The sequence below is a fragment of the Nocardia sp. NPDC056100 genome (genome assembly GCF_042266325.1).
Taxonomy (GTDB): domain Bacteria; phylum Actinomycetota; class Actinomycetes; order Mycobacteriales; family Mycobacteriaceae; genus Nocardia.
The window spans coordinates 445,357-457,495 of record NZ_JBHJVY010000004.1 but is presented as its reverse complement, the minus strand read 5'-3'; the positions used below and the strand labels follow the sequence as shown (position 1 = coordinate 457,495).

Here is a 12,139-nt window from a genome sequence, read left to right as displayed (position 1 = left end):
GGTTGTAACCTCGGCGAGCGTGAGCAGCGACATCACCGCATCGGCGGCCTGGCGGAAACTGCACGACCATCATGCGTCCCTGGCCGGACGTCACCTGCGCGAGTTCTTCGCGGAGGATCCGGGCCGCGGGCGTGAGTTGACCGTGGGTGTCGCGGACCTGCACATCGACTACTCCAAGCATCGCGTGACCCGCGAAACCCTGGATCTGCTGGTCGAATTGGCGGAAACCGCGGGGGTCGCGGCGCATCGTGACGCCATGTTCGCGGGTGAGCACATCAATACCTCGGAGGATCGCGCGGTAGAGCATGTGGCGCTGCGGGTTCCGGCCGGGCAGGTCGTCATGGTCGACGGGGTCGACGCGGGCGAGCAGGTGCACGAAGTGCTGCGCCGCATGGGCGATTTCACCGATGCGGTGCGTTCGGGCGAGTGGCGCGGCGCGACCGGGGAACGCATCACCGCGGTAGTGAACATCGGTATCGGCGGTTCGGATCTGGGTCCGGCCATGGTGTATCTGGCGCTGCGGCACTACGCCGATGCGGGCATTTCGGCGCGATTCGTCTCGAATGTCGATCCGGCGGACCTGATTTCGAAGCTGGACGGCCTCGATCCGGCGACGACGCTGTTCATCGTGGCGTCCAAGACCTTCTCCACGCTGGAGACGCTCACCAATGCCACCGCCGCCCGGCGCTGGCTGGTGGCCGCGCTCGGCGAGGACGCGGTGGCCAAGCATTTCGTCGCGGTGTCCACGCATGCGCAGCGGGTCGCCGATTTCGGTATCGACACCGCGAATATGTTCGGCTTCTGGGATTGGGTGGGCGGCCGCTATTCGGTGGATTCGGCCATCGGCCTGTCGGTGATGACGGTCATCGGTAAGGAGGGGTTCGCCGAATTCCTCGATGGCATGCACCGGGTGGACGAGCATTTCCGCACCGCGCCGCTGAGCGAGAACGCGCCGGTGCTGTTGGGCCTGCTCGGGGTCTGGTACTCGAACTTCTTCGGCGCGCAATCGCGTGCGGTGCTGCCGTATTCGAATGATCTGGCGCGTTTCCCGGCGTATCTGCAGCAGTTGACCATGGAGTCGAACGGTAAATCGGTGCGCTCGGACGGCACGCCGGTGACCACCTCGACCGGTGAGATCTTCTGGGGCGAACCGGGAACCAATGGCCAGCACGCGTTCTATCAACTGCTGCACCAGGGTACGCGGCTGGTACCGGCTGATTTCATCGGATTCGCCCGTCCCACCGACGATCTGCCGACCCTCGACGGCACCGGCAGCATGCACGACATCCTGATGAGCAATCTGTTCGCGCAGACCAAGGTGCTGGCGTTCGGCAAGACCGCCGAGGAGATCACCGCCGAGGGCACCGATCCGAATCTGGTGCCGCACAAGGTGATGCCGGGCAACCGCCCGTCCACCGCGATTCTCGCGCCCAAGCTGACGCCGTCGGTGCTGGGTCAGCTCATCGCACTTTACGAGCACCAGGTGTTCGTGGAGGGCGCGATCTGGGGTATCGACAGCTTCGATCAGTGGGGCGTCGAACTCGGCAAGCAGCAGGCCCTCGCGTTGGAGCCGCTGCTCACCTCCGCCGAAGATCCCGCACCGCAGTCCGATTCATCCACCGACGCGTTGATCCGCTGGTACCGCGAGCGCCGCGCCTAGCCGATGGGCAGGCGGGCCAACTCCACCCGGTTGCTGACGCCGAGCTTGGGGAAAGCTCGGTAGAGGTGGTGGCCAACGGTTTTGGGGCTGAGGAACAGTTGGGCGGCGATCTCCTTGTTGGTGGCGCCGCCCGCGGCGAGCCGGACCACCTGAAGTTCCTGCGGGGTGAGCCGGGCGGCCATATCGTTCTCCGGTTCGGGCACCGAACCCTCTCCGGCGGCGCGCAATTCGATGCGCGCGTGCTCGGCCCACGGTGCCGCGCCGAGCCGGTCGAAGGTTTCCAGGGCCTGCCGCAGGTGGATGCGGGCCTCGTTCATGCGTCGCTCGCGGCGCAGCCATTCGCCGTAGACCAGGGCGGTGCGCGCGTGGTCATAGCGCCGGTCGGCGGCCAGATGCAATTCCAATGCCTGTGCGAGTAATTCACCGTCGCCGCGCAGCATGCCCTGGCAGCTGAGCATGATCCCGGATGCCCACGGGGTGTCCAATGCCGCTGCCCAGGCTTCGATTTCGGCCATGGCGGCCGCGCCGCGTTCGGGTCTGCGCAGTCGCACGGCGGCCTCGATCAGATCCCGCAGCAGGTCGGTCCAGTGGCCGCGGGCCTGCGCGGGTGCGCGGTGCAGGGCATCCAGTCGACCGAGCGCCTGTTCGTACCGTCCCTGGCCCAGATCCAGCAGGGCGAGCGCCCATTCGCAGTGCGTGGCGTCGACGGCATTGTGATCACCGGGCGCGTTGCGCAGATTGCGGTCGGCGAGTTCGCGGCAGCGGTCGGCGTCGCCCTGGATGGCGGCGATCATGGCCAGCACCGATTCGGCGCCCGCGACCCGGGAGGGCTGGCCGATATCGGCGGCGATGCGGGCGGTGGCGGTGGCCATGAGCTCGGCTTCGCGCAGTCGCCCGAGAATGAGTTCGGACGTGGCCAGGGTGGTGCCGATGGCCGGGAACCAGCCGATCATGCCGCGCGCGCGGGCCAGGTCGGCGAGTTCGGTCAATTGTTCGCGCGCGACCTGCATATCGCCGATGAGGGCGGCCTGCAATGCGAAAGCCAGTCGCAGCGAGGTCATTTCGAGCGGCACACTGCGACTGAACGCGACATTGGCGCGGATCAGGGAAATGCCCTCCGCCAGTTCACCTTCCAGGATGGCGAGCCCGCCGCGCAGGGCGGCTTGCAGCGGTGCGCTCACTTCCTCCGGCAGCGCGGTGAGTCGTTTGTGTCCGGCGTACACGCCGTCGATATCGCCTGCGGTCCAGGCGATTCGACCAGCTTCGACCAGTAGCCAGGCGGCCCGTTCGGGTTCGATGTCGGCGACTTCGACGGCGGCGGCGATCATCAGCTGATGCGCCCGGTGCAGTGAGCCGTGCTCGAATTCCAGTAGCGCCCTGGTACTTCCGACGCGGGCGCGTTCGACGGCGTCGAGCGGCAGTTGTTCGGCGTCGTCGGCGAGTTGCCGGGCGCGTTCGGTATGCCCGGCGTCGGCGGCGGTTTCCACGGCCAGCACCAGTCGCCGGGCCCGGGTGGCCGGGTCGGGGGTGAGGTTGGCGGCGCGTTCGAGGGCGACGGCGGCCGAGGCGTGCCCGGTGCGTTCGCGGGCGCGTTCGGCGGCGGATTCCAGTGCGGCGGCGACGTTTTCGTCGGGCCCGGTGCTGGCGGCGGCGAGATGCCAGGCGCTGCGACTGGGATCGTCGGCGAGTGCCTCGGCGATGGCGGCGTGCACGGCGAGCCGCTGGGTGAACGACGCGCCGTGATAGGCGGCCGAGCGTTTGAGCGGATGCCGGAAGCTCACCGTGTGTTCGGTGACGGCGACCATGCCGGACTGTTCGGCCTCGTCCAGCGCGGCGGGCGGGTGGCCCAGCAGCTCCAGCGCGCGCAGTACGACGCCGAGGTCACCGGTTTCCTCGGCGGCCACGACGAGCAGTGCGGTCCGCGCGCCGATGGTCCATTCGGCGATCTGGCGTTCGTAGCCGCTGCGCAGTCGCAGCGGCAGCGGCAGGGGCGCGGCGGGTGAGGCGTCGCGGTTCATGCGCGGGAATTCGAGCAGGGCGAGCGGGTTTCCGGCGGCCTCGGCCAGTACGCGGTCGCGCTGGTCGGGGCTGAGTCCGGGACTGCATTCGGCGAGCATGGCGGCCGCGGAGGCGGCGTCGAGCGGTCCGAGTCGCAGTGCGGGCAGACCGCTGAGCTCGAATTCCTTGCGCCCGGCGAAGAGCATGACGATGCCTTCGGCGCCGAGTCGACGGGCGGCGAAGCGCAGCACGTCGGCCGACGGCCGGTCCAGCCAGTGCGCGTCGTCGATGAGGCAGAGCACGGGTCCGTCGGCGGAGAGTTCGGCGAGCAGGGTCAGGGTGGCGACGCCGATGAGGAAGCGGTCGGCGCCGTCGGAGGGGCCGAGTCCGAGTGCGCCGCCGAGTGCCTTGCGCTGTGGTTCGGGCAGCGTATCGAGGCGATCGAGGGCGGTGCCGAGCAGTAGGTGCAGTCCGGCGAAGGGTAGTTCGGATTCGCTCTCGATGCCGGAGCAGCGCAGGATTCGCCACTCGGCGGCCTGCGCGGCGGCGTACTGCAGCAGGGCGGATTTGCCTTCGCCCGCCTCGGCGGACAGGGCCAGCGCGCCGCTGCGGCCCTTTCGCGCGGCGGCGAGCAGCGTTCCGATCTGCTGCACTTCGGGGAAGCGACCGTACAGCACATGCGACAACCTATGCATCGTGTGACGATTCGGCAAACCCGATACGTCCGGAAATCGGACGGTTGCGCTGCGGTTCGCGGCGACCGCGACCCGGCCGAATACCCGCCTGACCCGCTGCGCGCGGTGCGGTGCGCACTGGATGACGACCGGCACAACGGCTTTCACCCCCGGGCCGCGAGTCGGATCCGACTCGCCGGGGCGACCCGCTCGGGGGTCACCGGCGTCGCACATCACACGGGTGCCGCAGCACCCCGTCCACGGCCGATATGAGAGACCGGACACTCTCCCGCCGCACGGTCATCACCTCGCGAGGTCCTGAGCTGGACGTGCACCGGACGGCCCCGCGACCAGGGCGCGATAACTGCTCGCGCCGAATCGTGAACGGCGTTAACGGGTTACCGCGCCGACCGCGATAACCGAGGGGCCCCGTGGTCGCGAATACGGCCACATCGGGCCGCGATGAGAGTGCTTCGAGACTTCGGTGATCGACCGGCGCGGTAGGCAGCCGCGGCGGCCGGCCGGAGCCTCGCGGCGAATGGTGTCGGGCCGAGCGGATAGGTTTTCTGGGTGCTGTACGGCCGGATGGGGGAAGAACAGCGGATCGGAGCGGTGCTTTCGGAGGCCGGGCGGGGGCGGAGCGGGGTGCTGGCGTTGATCGCCGGTCCCGGGGAAGGTAAGTCGGCGCTGCTGGCGCGGGCGCGGGAGCTGGTGGACCCGCAGTGGCGGATTCTGCGCTGCACCGGGATGGAGACCGAGGCGGAATTGGCGTTCTCGGGCTTGCGGCAGTTGCTGGAGCCCGCGCTGCATCTGCGGGATCTGCTGCCGGAGCCGCAGCGGCTGGCGCTGGGCGGTGCGCTGGGTCTGGAGGACGCGGCGCATCCGGAGCGGTTCCTGGTCGGCCTGGCGACGCTGTCGCTGCTGGCGGAGTTGTCGGCGCTGGGACCGGTGCTGGTTCTGGTCGATGACGCGCAGTGGGTGGATCAGCCGTCCATCGACGCCCTGATGTTCACCGCGCGGCGGCTCGGAAACGAGGGTGTGGCCATACTTTTCGCGGGTCGCCCGGATTTCTCCGCGCCCGCGCTGCCGCTGTTGACGCTCTCGCCCCTGGACACCGAGGCGGCCCGGGCACTGTTGGCGGATCGAATGCCGCAGTTGCCCATGGAGATTCGGGATCGGGTGGTGGAGGAGTCGGCGGGTAATCCGCTGGCGCTGCTGGAATTGCCCGGTATGAACCTGGATTCGGTGCCGGTGGGTCCGCCTGCGCTGTCCGAGCGGCTGCTGTCCGGCTATCAGGGTCATATCGCGCATCTGTCGGCGCGGGCACGGCTGGCGCTGCTGGTGGCGGCCGCGGATGCCGGGGGTGAGCTCGGCGTGGTGCTGCGGGTGCTTTCCGCCCTGGGTATCGGCCCGGAGCCGCTGGCCGAGGCGGAGCACAGCACCATGTTGACGGTGACCGGGCAGTCCGTGGCCTTCCGGCATCCGCTGTTGCGGGCCGCGGCCTATCGCTCGGCGACCGAATCCGATCGGGTCACCGTGCACGCGGCCCTGGCCGTCGCGCTGGCGGCGGATCCGGATCGGCATGCCTGGCATCTGGCCGCCGCGACCACCGGACCGGTGGAATCCGTTGCGGCGCTGTTGGAAGCCGCTGCCGAGCGGGCCTGTGTGCGGACCGGGCACGGTGCGGCGGCGACCGCGTGGGAGCGGGCGGCGCGGCTCACCCCCGATCCGGCCGATCGCGCTCGCAGATTGGTGCGGGCGGTGGAGACCGCCGCGGATGCCGGGCAGTTCGCCCGGGCGCGGCGGCTGGCCGGGCAGGCCCGGGAGCTGACCGGGGATCCGGTGCATCACGCCCGGCTGTACTCGGTGCTCGCGCATATCGAATTCGAGCACGGCTCCCCCGCCACCGCGCTGCGGCTGTTGCAGGAGGGTGCGGCGGAAACCGCTGTGGCCGAACCATTGCGGGCCGCGGCCATGCTGTTGGACGCGGGCCGGGTGGCCTGGACGAACGGTGATATCGCGGGGATGCGGGTGTCGCGGGGCATGCTCGCGGGTTTGCCGCCGAGTCCGGACCGGGACAAGTTCCTGGGCGCCTATGACGGCACGCTGGCCCTGCTGGAACCCGATCCGTCGGCGGGTATCGCCCTGTTGCGCGGCAATAGCCTGCTGCCGGAGCAGATTCGGCATCATGAACCGGCGGTGCGTTTCGTGCTGGCCACCCAGGCGATCGTGATCGGCGACGTCGAGGTCGCGCGCGGGATTCTGGTGGAGTTGAGCGAATTGTGCCGTGCGCAGGGCAGATTGGGCTGGCTGGCCCCGGTCGAATTGATGCTGGGGCAGGTGGAATTCCTGGCGGGCCGGTTCCGCGATTCGGAATTGCTCTCCGCGGAGGGCAGGCGGATCGCCGAGAACACCGATCAGCCCATTCGAATGGTGCACGCCGATATGAACCTGGCCATGCTCGCGGCGGTGTCCGGTGCCGAGCAGCGCTGCCGGGAACTCGCCGATTCGGCGTTCGCGCGCACCGATCTGGCGTCCACGCATCGCGCCCACTTCGATTGGGCGCTGGCGCTTTCGGATATGGGCGCGGGCCGCTGGGCCGAGGCGCTGGACCGGCTGGACGCGCTGCTCGAGGTGCCCACCAGTCAGCCCGCGCAGTGGCTGGTGGTGCGGGCCGATCGCATCGAATGCGCGGTTCGCCTCAATCAGCCGGAGCGAGTGACGGATTCGCTCGATGAGCTGCGGCTGTGGGCGAAGGCGCTGGAGGCGCCGTGGGCGGAGGCGCTGCTGCGGCGCAGCATCGGGCTGCTGCACAATGACGCCGAATCCTTCGCGCGCGCAATGGATCTGCATGATATCGGCACCCGATGGTTCGATCGCGCGCGCTCGGGCCTGCTCTACGGTGAATGGCTGCGGCGGGAACGGCGCAATGACGCCGCGCGCACCGAACTCCGCGAGGCGCTCGATATCTTCGAGCGGCTGGGGACGCAGCCGTGGGCGCAGCGGGCCCGACAGGAATTGCGGGCGGCGGGCGCGAGCGCGATTCCGGAGGGTTCGCGCGGTCCGGTCGCCGATCTGACCCCGCAGGAGTTGCAGGTGGCGCGGTTGGCGGCCACCGGCGCGACCAATAAGGAGATCGGCGCGGGACTGTTCCTGTCGCCCAAGACCGTCGGTCACCATCTGTCCAGGACGTTCCGCAAGCTCGGCGTCACCAGCCGGGTGGAATTGGCCCGGTTGCGCCTGGACTGAATACCGCATCACCGGCCGTCGGCGGGCTTGCGGGTGGCCCGGCCGCCCTTGGTCGCCCCCGTGGGCCGGAGCAGGCCGAAAAGCCCCGTGGTGTGCGCGAACACCCGGGGCGGCCGGGCGCTGATGAGCTCCTTGTAGCGCACCCCCGACTCACCGGTGAGCACCCGGCGGCGGGGTGCGCCGTCGGCGCGCACGAATCCGACGACGCCGTCGCCGCGGCCGAGGCTGACCGCTCGATACCGGTAGCCGAAGCGAAACGGCTTGGGCTCCTTGCCGTTCAGTTGCCGGGCGATCGAATCCGCCACGTGCGCACCGGAAGGCACCGCACTCTGCGCGGTCGCGTCCACCTGTCCCCAGGCCTGCCGGATGGCGGCGGCATCGCCCGCGGCGTAGATATCGGGATGCGTCCGCGCGCGCAGACTGGGATCGGTGACGATGAGTCCCGCCGCGTCCGTGCCGATTCCGGACTCCGCCGCGAGCGCGTGCGCGCGCACCCCGGTGGTCCAGAGCGTGAGGTCCGAGGACAGCAGGTCGGTCGTTTCCCCCGCGCTCAGTTCGACGGCGTCGGGTAGCACCTTGGTCACCATGCCGCGCCGCACCCGTACGCCGAGCCGGTCGAAGCGGTCGTACACGTGCGCGCGGGCCGCGGGGCTCAGCGTGGCGGCGGGCTCGCCGTCGCTGATCAGCGAAACCCGCAGTCCGGGATGGGCTTCCGCGATTTCGGCGGCGGTCTCGACACCGGTGAGCCCGCCGCCGCAGACGGTGACCGCGGCGCCGGCGGGCAGGTCGGCGAGCCGCCGCGCCACCGTCGCGGCCTGTCGCACCGTATCGAGCGGGTAGGCGTGCTGATCGGCGCCGGGCACCGCGTTCACCTCGGTGATGCCGCCGAGCGTGTAGACCAGGGTGTCGTAGTCGAGCACGCGCACCCGGCCGAGGGTTTCCACGCGGACCTGCCGGATCTCGGTGTCGATGACCGTCGCGGTGCCGCAGATGAATTCGATGCCGGTGCCGTCGACGAGGTGTTCGATCCGCAGGTCGTGCAGGGTGTGCCCGGCGGCGAGCTGATGCAGGCGCAGGCGTTCGGTGAAGCGCGGGGACGGGTTGACCAGCGTGATGTGCACATCGCCGCGATACCGCATCCGGCGGGACAGCCGCAGCGCGCTCATCATGCCCGCGTATCCGGCGCCCAGCACCACGATGTGGTGGTTGATGCTCATGGTCTCGCCCCTCTCGGCGGTCGTGTGCGGTTCAGCCCGCTAGGTGCGCCGCCCGTGGCACGCCGGCGTTCTCGAAATCGCACTGGCTCTGCGGTTTCCGTTCGCGCAGCACGGTGAGCACGACGATGGCGGCGACCGCGATTCCGGCGGCGGCGGTCAGGAAGGTGCTGTGCACGGCCGCGCCGTAGGCCCGGTGCGCGAGGGCGGTCAGGCCGGTGTCCTCGGTGCGCGCGGCCTCGGAGAGCGCGCCGATGAGCGAGTGCCGCACGGCTTCCGGGGCGTTCTCGGGCATGCGCGCGCTGAAGCGGTCGGCGAGCAGGCTGCCCAGCAGGGCCACGCCGAGGGCCGCGCCCGCCTGCTGCACGCTGTCGTTGAGCGTGGCGTCGGCGGGCGGGAGGGTGCCCGCGAGCATGGCGGCCGCCGCCGGTACGGCCAGTCCGCTGCCCGCGCCGAGTACGCACAGCGCCAGCACGGTGAAGCCGGGTCCGTGTTCGGGGAGTTCGGCCAGCAGCGCCGATCCGGCCGCCATGGCCAGCATTCCGGCGCCGATGAGCGTGCCGCCGCCGATCCGCGCACCCAGCCGGACCGCGATGCCGTTGCACAGCAGGGAGGCCAGGGCCATAGGCAGGAAGGTCAGCCCGACCTCGGCGGGCGAGTAGTTCCGCACGAATTGCAGATATTGGGTGAGCACCAGCAGCAGTCCGCCATTGCCGAGCTGCACCAGCAGCAGCGAGATCCCGCCGCCGGTGAAGTTCCGCTCGTGGAACAGGCGCGGCGAGATCATGGGCGCGGTGGTGTGCTGCTCCCAGGCGATGAAGCCGATCGCACCGGCGAACGCGGTGACCAGCAGCAGTGCGGTGTGGCCGTCGAAACCGTGCCGCGGCCAGGCGATGACGGCGGCGACGAAGGTCACCGTGGTGAGCACGGACAGCACCGCGCCGATCGGATCGGGCGTACGCCACGGCCCCCGGGATTCGGGCAGCAGCGCCAGCGCCCCGATGCCCGCCACCACGGTAATCGGCACATTGATCAGAAAGACCGCGCCCCATCCGAATTGCGTGATGAGCGCACCCGCCAGGATGGGTCCGCCGATGAGCCCGAGCATCGAGACACCGCCCCAGACCGCCATGGCGCGACAGCGTTCGTCCGCGGCGAAGACGGTGGTCAGGATGGATACCGTGCCCGGCATGATGATGGCCGCGCCGATGCCCATGCCGACTCGCGCCGCGATCAGCTGTTCCGGATTCGCGGCCAGGGCGGCGGCCAGCGAGGCCGCGCCGAACAGCAGCAGGCCGATGATCATGACCCGGCGCCGCCCGTAGCGATCGCCCAGGCTGCCCGCTGTGAGCAGTAGACCCGCGAAGACCAGCGTGTACGCGTCCAGCACCCACTGGATCAGCGCCGCGTCCGCGTCCAGCTCACGCGCGATGGCCGGGACCGCCACGGTTAGCGACATGGTGTCGATGACCAGCACCATGGTGCTCAGGCACAGCACGATCAGGATGAGCCAGCGGCGCGGATCACGCTGGGCGGCGATGTCCATCGGCCAAACCCTTTCTCTCACAACAGCGGCACGATGGGCCCGATCGGGGCGGTGTACCGCACCGTGAACGCTAGGGGCGCGGGGGCCGGGGCGGTATCGGACGAATGCCTTAATCTGGCAGGTCACTGCCCTCGGAAGCAGTCCGATCGGGTGTCAATCCCGGCGAAACCCTCCGATCCGGTTCGCCATAGCCGATAGTTATGGAGGCGGCAGCGGTCGAATCCCGCTCGGGTGCCTGGGATTCCGGCCGCCTTCCCCGAAACCGGAACGCCCCCGGACATCTCGATGTCCGGGGGCGTTCTGGTTCGCCGCTATTTCGTGCGCGCGGGCAGCAGATCGCTCAGCGCTTCGTCCAGGGTCGGATAGCGGAAGCGGAATCCGCTGTGCCGCAGCACCTCCGAGGTCGCGTGCCGTCCGGTCAGGCCCAGCGCCGGATCGGTGCGCAGGAAGATCGCGCCGATGGTGAGCGCCGCCGCCGGGGTGGGCGGTGACCAGGGGCGGCGCAGCTGACGGCGCAGCGCGGTCATCAGCTCTTTATTGCGCACCGGGAAGTCGGTGGCGGCCACCACGATTCCATCGGGCAGGGTCACGGTCGGATCCAGGCCCAAGGCGGCGCGCACGATGCCCAGCCAATCGTCGAGGTGGATCCAGCTGAACCACTGGGTGCCCGGGCCGACGCTGCCGCCGAGTCCGGCCTTGGTGAGGGCCACCAGTCGCTTCATGGCGGGTGCGTCCGGATCGAGCACGATGGAGGTGCGCAGGACGGTGCGATGTTCGGCGTTCGCGCCTTCGAAGGCTTCCTCCCACGGTTGTGCGACGCCGGTCATCTGCGGCAGTCCCGGGTCCGGCAGCGGAGTGCTTTCGGTGCAGCGGATTTCACCGGCATCGGACCAGATGGCGGTGGTGCTCGCCTGCACCCAGTAGGCGATCGGCCGTTCCAGGGTTTTCGACGCCTCCACCAGTACCGCGGTGGAATCGACTCGGCTGCGCCGTAATTCGGCGACATTGCGTTCGGTGGGACGGCAGTCCACCAGCTTGCCCGCCAGGTTGATGATCGCCGTCGGTCCCGGATTACGCAGTGCCGCAGCCCATTCCCCGATCGAGCGACCATCCCATTCGAACTGCGCGTAGGGCAGTTCGGCGACCGCGCGCCGGGTCAGGATGCGCACCCGCTGCCCGCGGCAGGTGAGGTCTGCGGCCAGGGTGCGGCCGAGCGCGCCGGTGCCGCCCGCGATCACCACGGTGAGCGCGTCCGCGGCGGGACGCAATCCGGCCAGGCGGGCCAGCCGGGCGAAACAGGTGTGCGCGTCGGTCTCGAGTAGCCCGCCGACCACCTTGCGCGCGACCGCCGCGGACGCTCCGCTGAACGTGAGCTGCTGGGTGACCTCGGTGCCACCGTCGCGCGGGGTCAGCGTCCAGCGCAATCGCATGGTGCCCGCGGGTTCGGGCTGTTCCAGCGTCAGTTCCCGCTCGGGCACGAAGGTGGCGATGGTGAACGGTTTGGCGAATCGGCCGTGCACCGCCTCGCTCGCACGACCGCGCGGCAGATAGTCGCCCGTACTCCCGGCACCCGGCGCGGCGTGCAGGGTCACCGAGGTGACGGCCGGATTCCATTCGGGCCAGCGAGCCGGATCACCCAGTACGGCCCAGATCCGCTCGGGCGGAAGGGCGACCCACTGGCTGTACATCGTTGTACGAGGCATACACCGACGCTATAACCGCTGGGGCCGGGCCGGAAGCGTGGGCTTGGTCGCATTGGGAACCGAACGCGTATCGGGTCCCCCGGCCTACACTGCGG

General features: G+C 69.9%; 6 protein-coding genes. 2 read left to right on the top strand and 4 right to left on the bottom strand.

Annotation, left to right across the window (positions count from 1 at the left end):
• Positions 1-19: 19 nt before the first annotated feature.
• Positions 20-1,660 carry a glucose-6-phosphate isomerase gene (pgi, locus tag ACFC0O_RS32405; RefSeq protein WP_375964650.1) on the top strand — a complete coding sequence of 547 codons (1,641 nt, stop codon included), beginning with the start codon at positions 20-22 and terminating at the stop codon, positions 1,658-1,660.
• On the opposite strand, the gene ACFC0O_RS32400 is transcribed toward pgi, so the two are convergent.
• Positions 1,657-4,353 carry a LuxR C-terminal-related transcriptional regulator gene (locus ACFC0O_RS32400; protein WP_375964647.1) on the bottom strand — a complete coding sequence of 899 codons (2,697 nt, stop codon included), beginning with the start codon at positions 4,351-4,353 and terminating at the stop codon, positions 1,657-1,659. The two genes, pgi and ACFC0O_RS32400, sit on opposite strands and share 4 nt — an antisense overlap.
• Before the next feature lie 549 nt (positions 4,354-4,902).
• On the opposite strand from ACFC0O_RS32400, the gene ACFC0O_RS32395 reads away from it, so the two are divergent.
• Positions 4,903-7,581, top strand: a complete 2,679-nt coding sequence (locus tag ACFC0O_RS32395) for a LuxR C-terminal-related transcriptional regulator (RefSeq protein WP_375964644.1) — start codon at positions 4,903-4,905, stop codon at positions 7,579-7,581.
• Between the two features lie 8 nt (positions 7,582-7,589).
• On the opposite strand, the gene ACFC0O_RS32390 is transcribed toward ACFC0O_RS32395, so the two are convergent.
• The 3 genes from ACFC0O_RS32390 to ACFC0O_RS32380 form a co-directional block, all read right to left on the bottom strand.
• Positions 7,590-8,798 (bottom strand): NAD(P)/FAD-dependent oxidoreductase, encoded by a 1,209-nt coding sequence (locus ACFC0O_RS32390; protein ID WP_375964642.1) that lies wholly within the window; start codon positions 8,796-8,798, stop codon positions 7,590-7,592.
• Positions 8,799-8,829: 31 nt separating this feature from the next.
• Positions 8,830-10,341, bottom strand: a complete 1,512-nt coding sequence (locus tag ACFC0O_RS32385; RefSeq protein WP_375964640.1) for an MFS transporter — start codon at positions 10,339-10,341, stop codon at positions 8,830-8,832.
• A 311-nt stretch (positions 10,342-10,652) separates the two neighbouring features.
• Entirely contained in the window at positions 10,653-12,044 is a 1,392-nt protein-coding gene (locus tag ACFC0O_RS32380) for a DUF1731 domain-containing protein (RefSeq protein WP_375964637.1), read from the bottom strand.
• Between the last annotated feature and the right edge of the window lie 95 nt (positions 12,045-12,139).